The 18,486-nt window shown below is 64.1% G+C and carries 19 protein-coding genes; 5 read left to right on the forward strand and 14 right to left on the reverse strand.

Going from position 1 to position 18,486, the window contains the following annotated elements:
* Positions 1-10 precede the first annotated feature (10 nt).
* Positions 11-916, reverse strand: a complete 906-nt coding sequence (locus tag C266_RS08390; protein ID WP_010808587.1) for a LysR family transcriptional regulator — start codon at positions 914-916, stop codon at positions 11-13.
* Positions 917-1,189: 273 nt separating this feature from the next.
* Here C266_RS08390 and C266_RS08395 point away from each other — a divergent pair, with 273 nt between their 5' ends.
* Complete coding sequence (locus C266_RS08395) at positions 1,190-1,948, forward strand: SDR family NAD(P)-dependent oxidoreductase (protein ID WP_010808588.1); 759 nt, start codon at positions 1,190-1,192, stop codon at positions 1,946-1,948.
* A gap of 12 nt (positions 1,949-1,960) precedes the next feature.
* On the opposite strand, the gene C266_RS08400 is transcribed toward C266_RS08395, so the two are convergent.
* The 10 genes from C266_RS08400 to C266_RS08445 all read right to left on the reverse strand — a co-directional run bounded on the left by C266_RS08400 (position 1,961) and on the right by C266_RS08445 (position 13,630).
* Complete coding sequence (locus C266_RS08400; protein ID WP_010808589.1) at positions 1,961-2,917, reverse strand: DMT family transporter; 957 nt, start codon at positions 2,915-2,917, stop codon at positions 1,961-1,963.
* Complete coding sequence (locus C266_RS08405) at positions 2,910-3,389, reverse strand: Lrp/AsnC family transcriptional regulator (RefSeq protein WP_010808590.1); 480 nt, start codon at positions 3,387-3,389, stop codon at positions 2,910-2,912. Before C266_RS08405 ends, C266_RS08400 begins: the two co-directional genes overlap by 8 nt.
* Before the next feature lie 224 nt (positions 3,390-3,613).
* Entirely contained in the window at positions 3,614-4,783 is a 1,170-nt protein-coding gene (locus tag C266_RS08410) for a porin (RefSeq protein ID WP_036662173.1), read from the reverse strand.
* A gap of 157 nt (positions 4,784-4,940) precedes the next feature.
* Positions 4,941-6,311, reverse strand: coding sequence for an MFS transporter (locus C266_RS08415; RefSeq protein ID WP_010808592.1), 1,371 nt, complete (start codon positions 6,309-6,311; stop codon positions 4,941-4,943).
* Between the two features lie 121 nt (positions 6,312-6,432).
* Positions 6,433-7,737: an FAD-dependent oxidoreductase gene (locus C266_RS08420; protein ID WP_036662078.1), complete on the reverse strand. Its 1,305-nt coding sequence runs from the start codon at positions 7,735-7,737 to the stop codon at positions 6,433-6,435.
* An 88-nt stretch (positions 7,738-7,825) separates the two neighbouring features.
* Positions 7,826-8,299, reverse strand: coding sequence for an aconitase X swivel domain-containing protein (locus C266_RS08425; RefSeq protein ID WP_010808594.1), 474 nt, complete (start codon positions 8,297-8,299; stop codon positions 7,826-7,828).
* A complete protein-coding gene (locus tag C266_RS08430) occupies positions 8,296-9,585 on the reverse strand; it encodes an aconitase X catalytic domain-containing protein (protein ID WP_010808595.1) in 1,290 nt (429 codons plus the stop codon). Before C266_RS08430 ends, C266_RS08425 begins: the two co-directional genes overlap by 4 nt.
* Before the next feature lie 32 nt (positions 9,586-9,617).
* A complete protein-coding gene (locus C266_RS08435) occupies positions 9,618-10,529 on the reverse strand; it encodes a TauD/TfdA family dioxygenase (RefSeq protein WP_010808596.1) in 912 nt (303 codons plus the stop codon).
* Positions 10,530-10,565: 36 nt separating this feature from the next.
* Positions 10,566-11,933, reverse strand: a complete 1,368-nt coding sequence (locus tag C266_RS08440; protein WP_010808597.1) for an MFS transporter — start codon at positions 11,931-11,933, stop codon at positions 10,566-10,568.
* On the reverse strand, positions 11,930-13,630 hold the full coding sequence (locus C266_RS08445; protein ID WP_010808598.1) for a dihydroxy-acid dehydratase: 1,701 nt from the start codon (positions 13,628-13,630) through the stop codon (positions 11,930-11,932). The genes C266_RS08440 and C266_RS08445 overlap by 4 nt, the downstream gene beginning before the upstream one ends.
* A gap of 141 nt (positions 13,631-13,771) precedes the next feature.
* Between C266_RS08445 and C266_RS08450 the strand changes: the two genes are divergently transcribed.
* The 3 genes from C266_RS08450 (at position 13,772) to C266_RS08460 (ending at position 16,239) form a co-directional block, all read left to right on the forward strand.
* Positions 13,772-14,701: a LysR family transcriptional regulator gene (locus C266_RS08450; RefSeq protein ID WP_010808599.1), complete on the forward strand. Its 930-nt coding sequence runs from the start codon at positions 13,772-13,774 to the stop codon at positions 14,699-14,701.
* 116 nt (positions 14,702-14,817) lie between these two features.
* Complete coding sequence (locus tag C266_RS08455; RefSeq protein WP_036662081.1) at positions 14,818-15,402, forward strand: TetR/AcrR family transcriptional regulator; 585 nt, start codon at positions 14,818-14,820, stop codon at positions 15,400-15,402.
* A 411-nt stretch (positions 15,403-15,813) separates the two neighbouring features.
* Positions 15,814-16,239: an organic hydroperoxide resistance protein gene (locus C266_RS08460; RefSeq protein ID WP_010808601.1), complete on the forward strand. Its 426-nt coding sequence runs from the start codon at positions 15,814-15,816 to the stop codon at positions 16,237-16,239.
* Positions 16,240-16,343: 104 nt separating this feature from the next.
* Here C266_RS08460 and C266_RS08465 read toward each other — a convergent pair whose 3' ends face one another.
* Positions 16,344-16,988 (reverse strand): DUF1439 domain-containing protein, encoded by a 645-nt coding sequence (locus tag C266_RS08465; RefSeq protein WP_010808602.1) that lies wholly within the window; start codon positions 16,986-16,988, stop codon positions 16,344-16,346.
* Positions 16,989-17,169: 181 nt separating this feature from the next.
* Positions 17,170-17,373: a SlyX family protein gene (locus tag C266_RS08470; protein ID WP_010808603.1), complete on the reverse strand. Its 204-nt coding sequence runs from the start codon at positions 17,371-17,373 to the stop codon at positions 17,170-17,172.
* A 111-nt stretch (positions 17,374-17,484) separates the two neighbouring features.
* On the opposite strand from C266_RS08470, the gene C266_RS08475 reads away from it, so the two are divergent.
* Positions 17,485-17,802: a YnfA family protein gene (locus C266_RS08475; RefSeq protein WP_010808604.1), complete on the forward strand. Its 318-nt coding sequence runs from the start codon at positions 17,485-17,487 to the stop codon at positions 17,800-17,802.
* 11 nt (positions 17,803-17,813) lie between these two features.
* On the opposite strand, the gene C266_RS08480 is transcribed toward C266_RS08475, so the two are convergent.
* Positions 17,814-18,479, reverse strand: coding sequence for a metalloregulator ArsR/SmtB family transcription factor (locus tag C266_RS08480; protein ID WP_036662082.1), 666 nt, complete (start codon positions 18,477-18,479; stop codon positions 17,814-17,816).
* Between the last annotated feature and the right edge of the window lie 7 nt (positions 18,480-18,486).

Here is an 18,486-nt window from a genome sequence, read left to right on the forward strand (position 1 = left end):
CCCCGCCGCCTCAGAGATGGGTCAGACGGGGTGTCAGCAAGTCGGTGAGCCAGTTCATGAACGCGTGTACGCGCCGCGGCAAGTGACGCCGGTTCGCATAGAGCAGCGTCACGGCCAACGGCTCTGCCTGATGCTCGGGCAGCACTTCCTGGAGCGCGCCGATGGCCAAATGCTCGCGCGCGCCGCTCTCCGGCGCCTGAATCAGCCCGAGCCCGGCGAGGCACGCCGCCTGATAGGCGTCGGCATTGTTCACGGTGAGCACGCCTTCCATCGGCCATTGCGTGTAGCGCTCGCCATCGAAGTACTCCCAGCCGACCGGGCGAGTGCCCAGTGTCGTCGTGTAGTGAATCAACTGATGCTTGCGCAGATCGTCGAGCGTGTGTGGCACGCCGTAACGTTCGAGGTAGGCCGGGCTTGCGACGTTGATCTGACGCATGTGACCGAGCGGACGCGCAATCAGCGTCGAGTCTGCGATGGCACCCACGCGCAACACGCAGTCGAACCCTTCGCGCACGAGGTCGACGCGCCGGTCGGTGCTCGACAATTCCACGCGTAGCGCCGGGTGCTGTGCCAGAAACCCGGGCAATTGCGGAATGACGGTCGTACGCGCGAGCGTGGCGGGCAGATCGATGCGCAGGCGGCCCGTGAGTGCTTCGTCGCGCGCGGCGAACATCGTCTCCCACTCTTCCATGTCGGCGAGCAAATCCATGCATCGCTCGAGACACGCCTGACCGTCCTGCGTGAGCTGCACACGCCGGGTGGTCCGATGCAGCAGGCGCGTGCCCAACTTGGCTTCGAGTTGCTTGATGGCGTTGGAAACGCTGGCGCGCGGCAGGCCGAGACTGTCGGCGGCCTGCGTGAAGCTGCCCGTTTCGGTGACGCGCACGAAGATGCGCATGGCGTCGAGCTGATGCATGGAGAGAGAGGATCGGCGCGTTGATCGGCCGATCCATTGTTATTTGAATTTGATCAGTTTAATCAAATTAGACGGGTTTATTGGTTAAATTCGTTGCAATAGCATGTTGAACATATCGCAGCACCTGAAGCGCTCTGTCGGCAATCGATGACCAAGCGCGCAGGCGAGAGCCGGCAGGTGCGGGGATGAAACGGCCCGGATAGAACGGGCAGCCGACATTGTTCGACGGGGCGCTGCCAGCGTGCACCGCCCTCAGCATTCAGGAGAATTACCATGACCCGCAAAATCGTTCTCATCACCGGTGGCAGCCGCGGCCTGGGCCGTGCTTCGGCACTGGCTGCCGCCCGTCGCGGTATCGACGTCATCCTCACCTATCGCAGCCAGCACGCAGAAGCCGATGCGGTCGTGGCCGAGATCGTCAAGCTTGGGGCGAATGCCGTGGCGTTGCCGCTCGACGTGTCGGACGCGTCGCAGTTCGCCTCGTTTGCTGCAGAGATCAAACGCGTGTTGAGCGACGTGTGGAAGCGCGACACGTTCGACTTCCTGCTCAACAACGCCGGCACGGGCTTGCACAGCGCATTTGCCGAAACGACGCAAGCCCAGTTCGATGACCTGGTGCGTGTTCATCTGAAGGGGCCGTACTTCCTGACGCAGGCGTTGCTGCCGCTGATCGCCGACGGCGGGCGCATTCTGAACGTGTCGAGCGGTCTGGCACGCTTCTCGCTGCCGGGCGCTTCGGCCTACGCGATGATGAAGGGCGGTATCGAGGTGTTCTCGCGCTATCTGGCGAAGGAACTGGGGGCGCGCGGCATTCGGGCCAACACCGTCGCGCCGGGGGCCATCGCCACGGATTTCAACGGCGGTACGGTGCGTGACAATCCGGGCGTCAATCAGATGGTCGCGGCGAATACGGCACTCGGCCGCGTGGGCGAGGCTGACGATATCGGCGGCATGGTGGCGGCACTGCTGGCAGAGGAGACGGGCTGGATCAATGCGCAGCGCATTGAAGCGTCGGGCGGTATGTTCGTCTGAGGGGCGAGGGCATCAGTGAGGGCTGCGGCGCGAGCGCATCGAACCGGACCAGGCGACGGCACCGACGATGCACACGCCACCCACCGCCATCTTGAGCGTGGGCGAGGTGCCGAACAGCACCCAGGCGAAGGCAATGGCATACACCGGTTCGAGGGCGATGACGACTGCCGCCCGACTGGCTTTGACCGTGCGCAGTGCGTGAATGAAAAGGGTGTACGCCAGCGCGGTACAGACAACGCCAAGGCACGCGAGCCATCCCCATTGGGGGGCGGGCAGTGTGAGTGCCTCGCGCCATGCAAACGGGCCGAGCACGAGAAGGATGCCCAGGCACTGCCACCAACTGGCCTGCAACGGCGACGCTTGCGCACCCAGCACACGATTGGACAGCGCGATTACTGCGTAGATGGCGCCGGAAAGTACGCCCCATGCGAGGCCCACTGTGGCGCCTGCCTGCCAGTCGAACGCCGGTGTGACGAGCGCCAGTCCGATGCACACGAGTCCGATGACCCCGGCGTCGCCAAGCGTTGGACGTTCGCGGCGCAGGGGCCATTCGAGCAGGATCACGAACGCGGGGAAGCACGCGAAACCGAGCGTGCCGACGGCGACGCCGCCCGCTTTGATCGCGAGGAAGAAGGCGAGCCAGTGCACGGCGAGCAACACGCCAGCCACGATGAGTCGCAACGCCGATGCGCAGGAAAGTCCCCGCCACGGTGCCCCGCCCGAGAGTCGTGACGCGCTGCGCATGCCCGCCAGCCCGGCAAGGGCGATGGCGCTCAGCGCAAGCCATGAGAAGAGGCCGCGACCGAAGACGATCAGGGTGCTGCTCGCGGCGATGTGTTCGCCGAACAGTGCCGACGCGCCGAACAACATCGCTGCGACATGCAGTGCGATCTGCTGGCGGGCCCCGCCATGCGGGGGCTGGCCGGCTTGGGGTGTCGCGGGTTTGCCGGCAGCGGCCGCCTCAGGCATCGCCTGAGGTGTCCGGCACCGGGACTGCCGTGGTGTACATGACCTGCTTGAGCGCGAAGCTCGAGCGGATGTTGCGGATGCCGGGGATGCGGGACAGACGATCGGTAATCAGCGTTTCGTAAGCGCTCATGTCGCTCACCATGACGCGCAACAGATAGTCGGCGTCTCCCGACATCAGGTAACACTCCATGACGTTCGGCAGCGCGGTGACGGCTGCTTCGAAGGCATCCAGGCGGTCACGATTCTGGTTCTCGAGCGTGACGTGGATGAAAACGTTGATATGCAGCCCGAGCCGGGACGGGTCCAGCAGCGTGACGCGCTGGCGAATATAGCCCGCCGCTTCGAGCGCCTTCACGCGCGCCAGACAGGGCGACGGCGAAAGGCTGACTCGCGAGGCGAGTTCCACATTGGTGAGGCGGGCGTCGGCTTGCAGCTCCCGCAGAATCTTCAAATCAATGGCGTCGAGTTCCATACCACATTGCGCACGCGCCCCGGATGGGGGCCGGCGTTCCAGTCGATTAGCCGCTCGGTAGGCGACAGTGCCGCAATACTAGCTTATTTATCGGTTCGCCAATCGACAGGCATGCTTTCTCGCCAACGACGTGCTTGGCTGCGGTCGCTAAAAAAACGCGGGGCCCACCGATACCGAAAGCGATGCCGAAGGTATCGGTGGGGGAGAGCACGTATCGCAAACGATCAGAACCGATGACGCAGACCCGCGAGCACAGCCACCTGATTCTTCACGCCGGCCCCGGCGGGGCCGAACGCGTTGATGGCGGCCACTGTCGCGTCGCCTGCGGCACGCTGATAGATCACTGACGCATGCAGGTCGGTGCGCTTCGAGAAGTAGTACGCCGCTCCCGCGTCGATCTGATGCCAGCGCGGGCGCGTGCCCGAGGCGAACGACGTCGCCCCCGTACCGGTGTAACCCGATGCGTCGGTAAAGATGTAGCCGATCCCGGCAACGACGGCCGGCGAGAATTGATAACGCGTATTGATTTCGTAGTTGTCGACACGCAAGTCCTGCCCGTTCTGATAACGAAGCCGTGTGTCGGTGAAGACCGCACTCACGCGCGCGTTACCGAAGCTGTAACTGCCGGCGACACCGATGACGTCCTGACGCGAAACGAAGGCCGAGTTGTAGAACAGGCTCGTCGACAACGTGTATTCGTCGCCGATGGCGCCGCCCGGATTGGTCGAGTTGGCCGCCGATGCCGACGGATTGCTCAGATGCAGGAAGGTCGCCGCTGCACCGATCGGCCCGCGCTGATACTGAATACCAAGACCGAGCGCCCGGTTATTCGAGAAGCCGGTGCTGCCGCTGGTCGCGCTCTGATTGCTGAACGCGTACAGGGCGCCGAGCGTGAGGCCCGCCATCGGTGAGTATTCGTACTTCACAGACTGGTTCAGCCGGAACGTCGAGAAGGTGTTGTCGACGTCGCCGATGTGAGCGCCGTAGATGCTGCCGAACTGTGTCCACGATTCGAACGGCGACAGATAGACGAAGCCGAACTCGTACTGGCGTCCGAAGGTGAGGGTGCCCCAGCGCGGATTCGACAGACCGGCAAATGCTTGCCGTCCGAACATGCGCCCGCCTTGACCGAGTGATCCGGTGATGCCGCTGAAACCGTTCTCGAGCGTAAATATGGCCTTGTTGCCATCGCCGAGATCTTCGCTGCCCGTCAGACCGAAGCGGTCGCCGCTGCCGAAGCCGGTGGCCAGGCCCACACGGCTCGCGCCCTTGCCGCCGACCGCAGACGCGACGTTGTTGGTATAGCTGATGCCGTTGTCGATGATGCCGTAAAGCTGAACCGAGCTTTGTGCGAGGGCGGGCAGTGACGTAATGGCGAGGGAAATGCTCAGCAAGGCCCGGGTCGAAGTACGGGCGGATCGGCGTTTGTGCAAACGCGGGGACGAGAAGGGCCGTCCCGCGCGCGAATGGCGTTGGATCATGTTGTCTCCAGAATGTCTTGTAATGATTAGGCGGTGTCTTGTGTTCCCTGGCAGGCTCAGATCAACCAGGTCAACTTTTTGCGGCCGCCGAGGCCGGGTGCGGCCCCGCGCCGTCGTCCGGGTTGGCACGGCGTGTCGTGCGCCCCAGCACGAGCGCCAGCAACACGACGACAGCCACCGGCACGGCAGCCGCGACGAACAGCGTCGACACCGGTAGCGAGAGCGAGAGCAGCAGGCCGCCGATCATCGGCCCCGAGATGGACCCGACCTTGGCCACGCCGATGGCGATACCCGTGCCTTTGCCCCGGATCGTACTGGGGTACACGGTCGGTGCCACGGCGTTCAGACCTGACTGCGTCCCGGCCACGCAAAATCCCACGAGAAACACCGCGGCGGTCAGCAGCATGGCGGGCATGCCGCTGCCTAGCAGGGCAACGAGCGGGCATCCGAAGAGCGGCAGAAACACGATCATGCGGGCGCCGTAGCGGTCGATGAAACGCATCAGCGCAAGGCCGCCCGCCGTGCCGCCGATGGAGAACATGGCCGACACCAGCGCGGCTTGTCGTGCGGGCACCCCCACGGCTTCGACCAGGATCGGCAGCCAGTTCTGCAACGCGAACAGGGCCATCGAATTGGCGATGTAGGCGAGCCACAGCACCGGTGTGAGCGTGCGCAGGCGTCCTTCGAACAGCATTGCCCAACGGAACGGCGACGGCGCGGGTTCGTCGCCGGCGTAGAAGCGAGTGGACGTATCCACATTGGCCGCCGGATCGATTTTGCGCACCAGTCGCACGACCTCTGCGGGACGCCAGCCCTTGAGCACGAGAAAGCGCAGCGACTCGGGCATCACGAGCGCCAGCACGGCCGCCACCGCGAGCGGCGCGATGCCGCCGATCAGGAAGATGACGTGCCATCCGTACGACCCGATGAGCGTGGCCGCGACGGCACCGCCGAGACTCGCGCCGATCGTGTAGCCGGTAAACATGAGCGTCACCCAGGTTGCGCGCAGGCGCTTGGGGGCGAACTCCGAAATGAGCACGAACGCGTTGGGGACGGCGCCGCCGATGCCGATGCCGGCGAGAAACCGCAGAACCAGCAGATGGTCGATGGTGGTTGCCTTCACCGTCACCAGTGTGAGAGCGCCATACCAAACCGTGCCCCAGAGCAGCGCGCGTTTGCGTCCGTAGCGATCGCCGAGGAAACCGAACAGGATCGAGCCGACCATGATCCCGAACACGTTGATGCCGAAGGCGGGGCCCAGCGCCGCGCGAGGAATCTGCCAGTCTCGCACCAACGATGGGGCCGCATAGGCGAGGGCCGTGAGCTCGTACCCATCAGTGAGCATGAGAATCCAGGCGCAGAAGATCGTCAGAAATGCGAAGCGCCCGGGCTTTTGCGCGTCGATGAGACGCGAAATGTCCATCGTTTGCAGCGTTGCCATGTCTCCTCCATATGCCGAATCGCCCGTAAGCGCCGGCTTCAGGAAACCGGGACGCCGCGCAGATTCGCGTGCGTTCCCGGCAAATGTCGTTATGTAGTCCTGCCGCGATGCTCGCGCTGTTTCATGACAAATGCGGTGGATCGATCCGGTCGACGTTGTCGGCAATTCGCTGGCGCAACGCCGCACGGTCGATGTCGTGAACGCTGCCCGTATCGGCCAGATCGAGCGCGTGCGCGGCGGCGGCGCCCATCGCAATGCACGGCCCCATCACGCGCACGCTCGACAGCGCACTGGAGTCTGCGTCGATGCAGCGGCCCGCGGCCACCACGTTATCGGCGTCGGCAGCGAGCAGGCTGCCCAGCGGCACGGTGTGCAGGTGGTCGTCGCCGAACGGCTGCCACACGTACCCTTCCGGACGATCGTGCAGCTCGATGGGCCAGGCGGTGCGCGCCACCGCGTCGGGGAACGATTTCGCGGCAATCACTTCTTCGGAAGTGAGCGTGTGGGTACCGACGATCCAGCGCGTTTGCCGGATACCCGGCAGCCCGTAGCTGCGAATGCGTGCGTTGCGATACACCTCGGAGTATTCCGCCTTGAGGAATTCGAAGGCGCGGTCTGCCTGGTCGCGCCCCACCAGCGCCGTGTGCGATGCGGCCACCGGCTCCAGCGGCGTTTCGATGTGCGTCATGTTCGCGATACCGATGTTGCGGCCGCGGAAATAGAAGACGAGACCGTCCTTGCGCTCCAGTCCGTAAGCGTTCGCGCGGCTCGCCACGCGTTCCTTGAACTCGGCCTGGGTCGGCGCGTGCGTCTCGTCGAGCCCTTCGATCACGACCATCTGCGTGCCGTGCACGGGCGTGATCGGTTCGCGGCACGACAGTCCGGCGTTCCAGGCAAGCGCTGCGTCGCCGCTGGCGTCCACAAAGCCCTTGGCATCGACGTGCACGTCGCCGTACCGCGTGGCGAGCGTCACGCGCTGCACACGGCGGCCTTCGGTGGCCACATGCCCGATGACGGCGCCGAGAATCACGGTGATCCCTGCGTCGAGAATCTTCTGCTCGATCCAGCGCGAGAGCGCGACTTCGTCGTACAGCACCACCGTCGTGAGCGGGCCTTCCTTGTAGTGCAATGCGCCTTGGGCGCCCAGGTCGCGCAGAATGCCGTCGGCGATGCCGTGCGTGACCTGAAAGCGCTTCGGGCCGTTGGAGAACAGCCCGCAGAAGGTGCCGATGATGGAATTGACGGCCTGACCGCCAAGCGAGGGAAGGCTGTCGACGAGAACGACCTTGCGGCCGAGCGCAGCAGCTTCCAGCGCGGCGGAGGTGCCTGAAATACCGGCGCCCACGATGCAGATATCGGCATCGACGTGCCACGCGGGGGTGTGGGTCGCGCGGCGTACCACGCGAGTATTGGTGTCCAATTGCATCTCCAGTAAAGCTAGGTCAGGGAAAAAAGGCGGGCAACGACTCGCGCATGGCGGGGGCGGAAGCCCCTCGCCATGCGCATGGAAACGCTCAAGCGCCGGCGACGCGCCGGGTCACTTCGACCACGCCGCGATCGGCATCGACCACCACCCAGTCGCCCGTCTGGATGAGCGAAAGCGGGTCGCGATCGAAGTCCGTCAACGCGGGGGCGTGTGTGACCACGGCACCGAGCGCCATCTTGGTCGTCATCTCGTTGAACAACATGGCGATCGGCGCGGTGCCCGCCAGTCGTGCGATGTGAAACTGGCTCGACCATCCCGACGAACCCTTCGCGCCGGGGAACACCAGCACCTTGCCCGCGAAGCTCACGCCGCGAAGTTCGTGACGCGTTTCGATGACCGTGCCGGTGCGCGGGTCGATGCCGCCCCAGCCGGAGATGCGGTCATGGGTGACGAGCGCCTCGCCCTCGGTGCGCCCGCCGACAACGCGCCGGCCGTGCAGCACGAAGGTCTGCGTGGCGCTTTGCGGGGTGTCCTGCCGTTCGATGTGAGTCGTGGCGTTCATGCCAGTGCTCCTGTCCAGCGACCGCTGACGGCGGCCGAAATGCACTCGGCCGTGGTGCCGCACCAGGCCTGAATGTTCATGATGGCCGGCAGGTAATGCGCCTGCTTGGCCGAGTCGACAGCGGCCACCCGCGTCCCCTTGGGCATGACCCGCCCGAGCGCGGAACATGTGTCGCTCATGAGATGCGCGCCGGCGGCTTCGATGATGCGTGTGTAGCCCGCCTGATCGGCCAGGTGACGTGTGGCGCGCGGGGTGAAGATCCAGAGTTCGGTGTTCTCATGCACCTTTTGGCCTTCGAGCAGTTGGCAGACTTCCCAGATCTGTTCGATGGAGTAATGCGGGCAGCCGAGCATCACGAAGTCGACGTCGCTGTCGCGCGCCGTCGTGTTCACGCGTTCGTAAGCGAGACGCCGTTCGGCCGCGCCGTAACGCAGCGTCTGGCGGGCCTTGCGCGGACCGAACGCTTCGTCGAGCGTTCGCGCTTCCGGCGTCGTGCCAACGATGTGATACATCTCCACGCCGCCCGACGATGCCGCCGCTGCGCCGAAGTGCTTGAGGCGCGGCAGGTTGGCCGGCCCTTGGATGCCCTGCAAAACGGGAATGCCTTCAGAGACGACTTCGCCGACGTAATAGCCGAGCAGTCCCCATTCGAAGACGTTGTCGATCGGCACGTCGACCTGCACGAGGTCGGTGCCGTAGCGGTTCTCCGTCAGATGCAGGCCCCAGTAGGGAATCTTGCCGGTGACCATGGCGGCGCCTGCACTCTCGCGCCCTTCGGCGTTGCTGCGTGCGCCGAGCACGGCGTTGATATACACCACTGCCGACGACTCCATCCACGCGCAATGCTCGCCGCGCACCGGCACGTTGCCGACCTGATATGGCGCACAGGTGTGCAGGGGCTGAACGCCAAGCCGGCCCGCATACGCTTCGCCTGCGCGATACAGCTTGACGACTTCCGGGGCAATGCCCTGGCGCTCGGCATGCTCGGGATCGAAGCCTTGCTGGAGATGGCTGCTGTAGGCCTTCATCCGTGGCACGGGCACGACTTCGGCGCTGTCGAGGTTGAACTCGGAAAAGACGGCGTCGAGATCGAGCGCGCCGCCGCGCGTGCCGAAGTCGCGCAGAAACGGCGTGGTGGCGCCGAGCGTGCCGCACACGTTGTTGGTATCGACGAAGCGTTCGGCACCGAGCGCTTCGCCGTAACGCACCAGCAGATCCATCGCCTTCTGCACGGCGGGGCCCTGTGTGCCGTCGAGCATGGCTTGCTCGTCGGGGGTCAGTCGCATGGGGGTGTCTCCTTGAATATGATGAGGGCCGTTCAGGCGTCGAGTGTGGTGGCCCGTCGTAATTCGCGCCGCTGCGTCAGGTCGAAACGCCGGCCGCGATGCAACGTGCATCGGTTGTCCCAGATCACCAGATCGCCCGGTTGCCAGGTATGGCGATAGACGAAGGCGGGTTGCGTGGCGTGTTCGAGCAGATCGAGCAGCAGCATGCGGCCCTCGGCGAGGGTCATGTCGAGAATGCGGCTGGCATGCGCCCCGATGAACAACGACGATCGGCCACCGGGGTGCCGGCGCACCAACGGCCAGACCGTTGGGGGAATGGCGGCGCGTTGGGCGGCGTCGTACTCGGTATCGCCGAGAAAAATGCGCGAGTGCAAGGCGTCGTGTTCGGCCTGCAACTCGCGCAGCGACGCTTGCTGAGACGCCGGCAATGCCTCGAGCGCAGCGCGCATGTCGGCGAACTCCGTTTCCCCGCCCTCCGGTGGCACTACCACGGCATAGAGCATCGAGTAGCGGGCAGACGGGCGCTGGAACGAACTATCGCTGTGCCACAACTGGTTGGCGATGTTGCCCACGATGCGGCGATGCTCGCGACTGGCGACGGCACCGCTTTCGTCGAGATTGGAGATGTCGGCGAGCGTGTCGTACCCGAGGCGGTTGTGCGGTTTGGCGACGCGTTTGAAGCCGATATCGAGCGGACCCAGCGCGCTGGCGAAATCCAGTTGCTGCTGCGGTGTGAGCGACTGGCCGCGAAAGACGAGGACACCGTAGCGGGTCATCGCGTCGTCGATGGCGTGCGCGGTGTCCGCGTCGACCGGCGCGGCGGTGTCGAAGCCATGCACCTGACCGACGAAATCGAAAGCGAAGGCGGTCTCGCTCGTCCCATTCGCTTCACCTGTTCGGCTCGCGTTCGCCGTCGGCGCGCGCAGCGGTGTGATGTCAAGCATGTTGGTTCCTCTTGCGCATTTCGTTGAGGGGCGATGTCACGCGGAACCTGCGGCGTGCGGTGCGTGCTCCGCGCGTTCGGGATCGTCTTGCCGTTGGAGCATGCCAAGCGCGAAGGCGAAGATCGCCACGAGGCCCACTGGCACCGCGCCGAAGTAGAACAAGGCGCTGACAGGCCAGTGAAGCGAGAGCAGGGCGCCGCCGATGACCGGGCCTGCAATCGCGCCGATTTTCTGGATGCCCACCGCCACGCCCACGCCCTTGGCGCGCAAGGCGGTGGGATAGACCATCGCTGCCACCGCGTTGAGGCCGAATTGCGTGCCGATGACGCAAAACCCGATCATGAAGACCGCCGCGATCAGCATGCCCTCGGGAATACTGGCGCCGAGCGCGGCGACAAGCGGGCAGCCGATGACGGGCAACACCGCGACGATCAGTGCGCCGCGTGTGTCGACGAATCGCATCAGGGCGAGTCCTCCGATGGTGCCGCCCACCGAGAATGCGCTGGACACGAGGGCCGCACGCGCCGGAAGCACACCGATGGCTTCGATGAGCATCGGCAGCCAGCTCACGAGGAAGAACAGCGCCATGGAGTTTGCGACATACACGGCCCACAGCACGGGGGTGATGCGTCGCAGACGCCCGGCGAAGAGTTGTCGCAGCCGGGCATGTTGCGCCCCGGAGGCTTCGCTGCCGACGACGAAACGCATCTGCGCGTTGAAGACCTTTCCAGGATGAAGCCGTGAAATCACGCGTGCGATCTCGTCGGCACGGCGGCCCTTCAGCGCGAGAAAGCGGATCGACTCCGGCACCCATAGGGCGAGCATGACAGCGGCCAGCAACGGCCCGACACCGCCGATGACGAAAATGGCCTGCCAGCCGAAGTGCGGAATCATCCACGCCGCGACCACACCGCCCAGCCCGGTACCGATGCTGTATCCCGTGTACATCAACGTGACCCAGGTGGCCCGCAACCGGCGAGGGGCGAATTCCGTCATGTACGCGATGGCATTGGGCACGACACCGCCGATGCCGATGCCCGCGATAAAGCGCAACACGAGCAGGGTGCGCAGGTCGCTGGCGAAGACGACGGCGAGCGTGAGCACGGCGAGGATGACGGAGCCGATGAGAATCGTGCGCTTGCGTCCGATGACGTCGCCCAGATAACCGAGGACAAATGCACCGAGCATCGTGCCGAAGACGAACGCGCCGAATGCCGGACCCAGTGCGCCGCGACCGATGCCCCAGGCACGGCCGATGGCGGGCGCGGCAAACGAGAGCGCGCCGAGATCGTAGCCCTCGGTGAGCATCATCAGGCCCATCAGGACGATGATGCGAATCGAGAACTTCCCAACCTTCTGCGTTTCGATCGCCTGATCGACGTCGACAGTGGCCGCGGCGCTCATGAGCGATCTCCGTCGTCACGCCGACCGCTCAGCACGGCGCCTTGCGGCATCGATGACACGTTCTCGCGATACAGCTTGAGCCACCCGCGTGCCGATGAGGCAGACGGTGCGCGCGGCTGTTCGCTGCGCTCGGCCCATTGCGCGTCGTTCAGTTGCACGTCGCAACGGCGGGTGTCGAGATCGATGACGATGGTGTCTGCGTCGCGCACGAGGGAGAGCGGTCCGCCGGTCGCGGCTTCGGGCGAGATCTCCGCAACGACCAGGCCCTTGCACACGAGTCCCGAGAGGTGCCCGTCGGTGAGCAGCGCGACCGACTCGCTGAGCCCCGCGCCGTCGATAGCGAACACCACGCGCGACGCGCCGCCGCCCATCGCAGGACCGCCACAGACGCCCGCGCCGCGCATGACCACCACGTGACCGGGACGGATGTCGCCACGGCGCAGGGCCTCGACCGCAGCGTCGGAGGTATCGAAGCACACCGCCGAGCCTTCAAAGCGGCGGGCCTTGCCGGGGGAGATGCCGAACTTCACAATGCCGGCCTCCGGCGCCAGATTGCCGCGCACGAGCACGATGGCCGGGCGCGACGCGAAGGGGCGCTCGATCGGACGTATGACGTTGTCGTCGCGAATGGGCGCGTCTTGCACGTTCTGCGCCATCGTCGTTCCGGTGACCGTGATCGCGTCGCCATGCAGCCACGGCAACAGACGGCGCAGCACGCCGCGTGACCCGCCCGCCGCATCGAACGCTTCGATGGTGTCGTCTCCGACCGGGCGAATGCCCGTGAGTACCGGAATCTGGTCGGCCAGCGATTCGAACAAGTGATAGACGTCGACATCGCATTGCGCTTCGCTGGCAATCGCTTGCAGATGCTTGACGCTGTTGATCGAGCCGCCGACGGCGAGCACCGCCATCGCGGCGTTGGCGAATGCACCGGGACTGAGAATCTTGCGGGGGGTGAGGTCGGCCTCCACCATTTCGACGATGCGTTTGCCTGCCTGACGCACCGTCTCGAACATTTGCGCACTGTTGGCGGCCACCGGTGTGCTGCCCGGCAGCGCCATGCCGAGGGCTTCGCACACCAGGTGCATCGAGTTTGCCGTACCCAGCCCCGAGCACACGCCGGGCCCGCGAATCGCATTGCGCGCCATGCCGACGAGTTCGTCCACCGGCAGGCCGCCGGTGACCACATGCATCGCGCCGACGAAAACGTCTTCGATATCGACGTGTTTGCCACGATATTCGCCACTGGCCTGATAGCCGCAAGCCACGATAAGGCTCGGGATGTCCAGCCGGGCTGCCGCCATCAACTGACCGGGTACGGTCTTGTCGCACGAGGCCAGACATACCATGCCGTCGAGCAGTGCGCCTTCGACGGCGACTTCGATGTCATTGGTGACGAGATCGCGCGCCGACAGAATGTACGCGCCGCGTGCACCGGCACCGGTGATGAAGTCGCTCGGCGCGGCCGTACGGATTTCGAAGGGCAGGGCGCCGGCGGCGCGAATGGCTTCCTTGAGCGCGGCCGCGACACCGTCGAGGTGACTGAAGCAACTGGCAAGCTCGGAAGATGAGTTGACAATGGCGATCTTCGGTTTTTCGAGATCTTCTTCGGCGATGCCCAAGGCACGCCATTGGGCGGCACGCACCGCCCACAGATAGGAACCACGGGGGAAATTGCTTCGCAAACGACGAGGCATGGTGTCTCACTCCAACGTTTTTTCTAGGTGAAAAACGCCGTCTCGGACGCACTCTCCGGAGCCTCTCGAAGACGGTGACTCATGCTAGGTAGCCGAATATAATCCGTCAATTCGATTCAATTTATTTGGCAAATCCAAAATATGGATATTCATCAGGTCGACCTGAATCTCCTGAAGGCCTTTGACGCGATGATGCGCACGCGCAGCGTGACGCAGGCGGGCATCGTGCTCGGGTTGAGTCAGCCGGCCATGAGTTTTGCGCTGTCGAAATTGCGTCAGATGTTCGACGATCCGCTGTTTGTACGTTCGGCGCGCGGCATGGAACCTACAGCGCGTGCGCAGGAACTGGCGGAGCCGGTGACGCGCATGCTGTATCTGATTCAGGATGAAATCCTGCCGCGTCCGACGTTCCACCCGGCGTCTTCGCGTGAGACGTTCGTGATGTGCATGTCGGACATCGGAGAAATGGTGTTCTTGCCGCGCTTGCTCAGACATCTCGACGGCGTGGCGCCGCATGTGAAGATCAAGACGGTTGCTCCCACACCGCAGGAGTTGGAGGTGGGACTGACCGAAGGCGATATCGCGCTGGCGGTGGGCGTGTTCCCCGATCTGGAGAGCGCATCGATCCGTCAGAAGCTGTTGTATCAGCACTCGTTTGTCTGCGTGATGCGGATCGATCATCCGGACATTGGGCAAACGATGACGAAGGAAGAATACGAGGCGGCCGACCATGTAGCGGTGCGTCCGGAGGGGCGTCGCGCCGACCAGTTCGAGAAGACTCTGGAGCGGCTCGGTGTGCATCGCAATGTGCGATTGTCCCTGCCTCGTTACATGGGGGTGCCGTTCATCGTCGCCGACTCGAACATGATTGCCACGGTGCCGCTCATGGTCGGACGCCGCTTTGCCGACTTCGCGCGGGTAAGGCTCATGCCGTTGCCGTTCAATGTCCCTGCCTACGACCTCCATCTGCATTGGCATTCGCGATTTCACAACGATCCGGCCAACGTCTGGATGCGTGACGTGATGTCGGCATTGGTGAGTACACCGAAGCAACCTTCGACGGTGGAGTGACGACCGGTAATGCCGCGAGCGCGGTCTCGTGAGCTATCGCCGCCATCGACAAAATCAATCGACCGGATTCACGAAAGGGCTTGACTGTCTACCTACTAGTAGATAAAGTTCGTTTCATGAACCGCACAACCACATCGCCGGCTGCACCGACCGTCAGGGAGCAACTGCTAGAACATGCGCAGATGTTGCTGATGACGCGAGGCTACAACGGCTTCAGCTATCGGGATTTGGCCGAGCGGGTGGGCGTGAAGACGTCGAGCATCCACTATTACTTTCCGGCCAAGGAAGATCTGGTGCTTGAGGCGATCAAGGCATATGACGCGTTCGTCGACGAAGGGCTGGCCGGTATCGACGATGCGTTGCCGCCGACACAGAAGCTGGCGCTATATGCGCAAGGGTTCGGGCGCATCGTGGCCGACGGTCATCGGATCTGTCTGTGCGGCATGTTGGCCGCTGACATCGAGACGTTGCCCGAGACGGTTCGTGACGCTGTGCAGCGCTTCTTTGCGCACCACGAAGCCTGGTTGGCGCGTGTGCTGGCGCAGGGGGTGACAGACGGATCGCTCACACTGAGTTCGTCGCCCGACGCCACGGCACGTGCGCTGTTCGCAGGGTTTCAGGGCAGTGTGATGGCCTCGCGATTGTTTCGGGCACCCTCGCGGGTGGAGGATGTGGTGGCTTCCGTTTGCGGCGTGGTCTGAGAAAGGCCGGCGAGGTGGGGGAAGCAGAACAACGGGAGTTGGCCTCCCGTTTATTTGGGTCAAGTTATCTATCTGTCAATAGATAGATTGCATGGATAGTCAAGAAACGGGACGGCGGGTGCCGGGGTTCAGACCGGCGTTCACGAACGGTGTCCCGCAGGTGGATTAAGATCGTTGACGGCGTTGAGCGCCGTGCATGCGAGCCGCTGAACGAAGCGCGGCACGCGAAGCACGGACCTCGCATCGGCACCGTTGACACAGGAACACACGCGCACGGGCAGGCGTCAAGACAGTTATCCGACGCGCGTATGTCAGGTTGATCGTCCGGCCAGAAGGCAACGCCACGATGGCGTGCCGGTCCGGGGCGGTCGAAGTTTGGAAGTGAAATTTTCTACTTACCAGGAGTTCGTCATGTCGATCGAAAAAGTGCTGTATACCGCCCACGCCACCGCAACTGGAGGCCGCGACGGCCGTGCCGTTTCCTCCGACGGCGTGCTCGACGTCAAGCTGGTCGTTCCCAAGGAAATGGGCGGCCCCGGCGTTGGCGGCACCAATCCGGAGCAACTCTTCGCCGCCGGTTACTCGGCTTGTTTCCTGGGTGCACTGAAGTTCGTCGCCGGCAAAGAGAAGGTCGCGTTGCCCGCCGACACGAAGATCGATGGCAGCGTCGGTATTGGCCAGATCCCGACCGGCTTCGGCATTCAGGCTGAACTGAAGATCAGCGTGCCGGGCGTGGATCGCGCCACGGTCGAAGCCTTGGTGCAGAAGGCTCACATCGTGTGCCCGTACTCCAACGCCACGCGTGGCAACATCGATGTGACGTTGACGGTGGTCTGAGTTCGTCGAGGGCCTGGTCGTACACCGGTGAACGTAGCCGGATGAAAGAAGGGCAGCTCCAGGGCTGCCCTTTTTGTATTATGCGACGCGCGTCGTGGCGCCGATCACTTCGTTTTCACTTCGACCTTGATGCCGTCGGGCAGCACGGTGATGGCTCCCGGCTCGACGTCACGTCCGCCGTAACGCAATTGCTCGGGTTTGAACGTGTAGATCGGATATTGGTTGAGTACCTGCTGAGCGACGGTGCCGCCAACGGACGTCAACTGCTGGCTGTACGCAGCGGGCATGCCGTTCAGGTCCACGCGCTCGACGTTCGGGTTGTCGAGCAGCACGGCGCGTTTGACCGGGTCGTATTTCAGCGCGCTGGAGATGGCGAGCACTCCGGCCAGTGGCTGGCCTTGCAGCAACACGTTCTGCACCTGCGCATCGACCTGTGTGGTGATGCGATTGGTCTGCGGATTGAAGCCAATCTGCGGATGGGCCAGTGCGACGGAGAGCAATTGACCGTAATTGAGCGTCGTCGGAAACCGCTTGTCGATAGCCGTCTCGATTTCCTTGCGCGTCATCGTGTACTCGCCGGTCCAGATGTTGTACGCGGCATCGGCGGAACGCATGAGCGGGGCGAGCGTCAGGCCGACCAGCCCGGCGGCGGCGAGGCGCAGCGCGTCGCGGCGTGAGGCCACGGCAGACTCGAGGGCGTCGACGGTATCGACGAGGCTAGTCGTGAGAGGCTTGCGGCGAGAGATCATAGGGCGAAGGTCCGAAGGACGGGCAGGGCGCGGTCGAGCCTGAGTCGTCAATGAAGATTGTGACCCGGACGGCGCGGATTCGTTCTGAACACCGCGTCGACCCGCGCTGGCAACGAAAGGGACCGCGCAAGCGTGCCGGCCGTGGTGCTGCGGCCACGCGGGCTCAATTTTTCTCCGCGTTTCAATAATGCGGCGGGATTTCGTGACGCGGGTTGCTGTCGGGGCCACTCTGTCCCTGCGACTGCATTTGCTGGTACAACGCCTTGAGCTGCTTTTGCAGCAGATCGATTTGCTGCTCCTGACGCGTGACGATCTCGTTGAGCGTCTCGAGCAGGTCTTCCTGAAACGCGGCCTTGACTTCGAGTTCGACGACGCGTGTTTCCAACGATTCCATGGGCTTCTCCGGTGAACGCGGCATTGTAGGTCATTGCGTGCTTCGCGAGCCCGCACCGGGTGCGACATGACGCGTGGCATTGGCGCCGGGCATAATTGCGCGATGAAAACCTTTCTGCTTTATATCCTGACCGCCGTGGCGGAAATCGTCGGATGCTATCTGCCTTGGCTGTGGCTAAAGCAGGATCGCAGTGCATGGCTGCTTGTACCCGGTGCCATTTCACTGGCGCTGTTCGCGTGGCTGCTCACGCTGCATCCGGCAGCGGCCGGACGTGTTTATGCCGCATACGGCGGCGTGTACATTGGCGCGGCCATCGTATGGTTGTGGCTGGTGGACGGCATGCGTCCGACACCGTGGGACGTTGCCGGTGTGGCCGTCGCCCTTGCGGGCATGAGCCTGATTGCGTTTCAGCCGCGCTAGGCGGCGGTGAGTCACGGCGTGCGCACGCGGTATGTGCAACGCTGCCCGCCCGCGAGGATATGCGTCTCGCGTGTCACGGTGCCGCGCTCGCCGACGAGTTCCTGAAACAGCTCAAGCTCCGTGCGGCAAAAGCCCTGACACGTCTTGGCGGCTGCGCAGATCGGGCAGTGATCTTCGATGAGCAGCCAGTCGTCGCCGTCGCGCTCCACGCGCGCCATATAGCCCTCCGACGAGCGAATCTCCGCGAGCCTTTCCAGCCGTGCCGACAGGCCCGGCAGCGGGTCGACGGCCTGCCGGTATTGCGCACGTGTTTCCTCGGCACGCTGCGTAATCAGACGGTCCAGCCCGTCTTCGCCGAAGAGCTGACGAATCGAGCCAATCAACTGAATAGTGAGATGGGAATGGGCGTCGGGAAAGCGGCTGTGCCCCGCCTCCGTGAGTGCCCACGCCTGACGCGGACGGCCCGCGCCGCGTGACGGCATCGCCTCGCCGGCGAGCAGCCCATCCGCCACCAGCTTCTGTACCTGCTGACGTGCCGCCTCCGCTGTGATCCCCAACGCAGAAGCGACCTCCGCCGTCGAGGCCGGGCCCTGCGTCTTCAACCAATGCAGCACGCGCTCGTAGCCGGGGCCGGGTGTCGCCGCCCTATTATCCAAGTGGTTATTTGGGTAATTCATGGTGAGG

Source organism: Pandoraea sp. SD6-2 (assembly GCF_000389825.1).
GTDB classification, from domain to species: domain Bacteria; phylum Pseudomonadota; class Gammaproteobacteria; order Burkholderiales; family Burkholderiaceae; genus Pandoraea; species Pandoraea communis.

What these genes read in the sequence shown, in the direction of transcription:
- C266_RS08390 (WP_010808587.1), bottom strand. Translation starts at nt 916, where the DNA reads ATGCATCAGCTCGACGCCATGCGCATCTTCGTGCGCGTCACCGAAACG.
- C266_RS08395 (WP_010808588.1), top strand. Translation starts at nt 1,190, where the DNA reads ATGACCCGCAAAATCGTTCTCATCACCGGTGGCAGCCGCGGCCTGGGC.
- C266_RS08400 (WP_010808589.1), bottom strand. Translation starts at nt 2,917, where the DNA reads ATGCCTGAGGCGGCCGCTGCCGGCAAACCCGCGACACCCCAAGCCGGC.
- C266_RS08405 (WP_010808590.1), bottom strand. Translation starts at nt 3,389, where the DNA reads ATGGAACTCGACGCCATTGATTTGAAGATTCTGCGGGAGCTGCAAGCC.
- C266_RS08415 (WP_010808592.1), bottom strand. Translation starts at nt 6,311, where the DNA reads ATGGCAACGCTGCAAACGATGGACATTTCGCGTCTCATCGACGCGCAA.
- C266_RS08420 (WP_036662078.1), bottom strand. Translation starts at nt 7,737, where the DNA reads ATGCAATTGGACACCAATACTCGCGTGGTACGCCGCGCGACCCACACC.
- C266_RS08425 (WP_010808594.1), bottom strand. Translation starts at nt 8,299, where the DNA reads ATGAACGCCACGACTCACATCGAACGGCAGGACACCCCGCAAAGCGCC.
- C266_RS08430 (WP_010808595.1), bottom strand. Translation starts at nt 9,585, where the DNA reads ATGCGACTGACCCCCGACGAGCAAGCCATGCTCGACGGCACACAGGGC.
- C266_RS08435 (WP_010808596.1), bottom strand. Translation starts at nt 10,529, where the DNA reads ATGCTTGACATCACACCGCTGCGCGCGCCGACGGCGAACGCGAGCCGA.
- C266_RS08440 (WP_010808597.1), bottom strand. Translation starts at nt 11,933, where the DNA reads ATGAGCGCCGCGGCCACTGTCGACGTCGATCAGGCGATCGAAACGCAG.
- C266_RS08445 (WP_010808598.1), bottom strand. Translation starts at nt 13,630, where the DNA reads ATGCCTCGTCGTTTGCGAAGCAATTTCCCCCGTGGTTCCTATCTGTGG.
- C266_RS08450 (WP_010808599.1), top strand. Translation starts at nt 13,772, where the DNA reads ATGGATATTCATCAGGTCGACCTGAATCTCCTGAAGGCCTTTGACGCG.
- C266_RS08455 (WP_036662081.1), top strand. Translation starts at nt 14,818, where the DNA reads ATGAACCGCACAACCACATCGCCGGCTGCACCGACCGTCAGGGAGCAA.
- C266_RS08460 (WP_010808601.1), top strand. Translation starts at nt 15,814, where the DNA reads ATGTCGATCGAAAAAGTGCTGTATACCGCCCACGCCACCGCAACTGGA.
- C266_RS08465 (WP_010808602.1), bottom strand. Translation starts at nt 16,988, where the DNA reads ATGATCTCTCGCCGCAAGCCTCTCACGACTAGCCTCGTCGATACCGTC.
- C266_RS08475 (WP_010808604.1), top strand. Translation starts at nt 17,485, where the DNA reads ATGAAAACCTTTCTGCTTTATATCCTGACCGCCGTGGCGGAAATCGTC.
- C266_RS08480 (WP_036662082.1), bottom strand. Translation starts at nt 18,479, where the DNA reads ATGAATTACCCAAATAACCACTTGGATAATAGGGCGGCGACACCCGGC.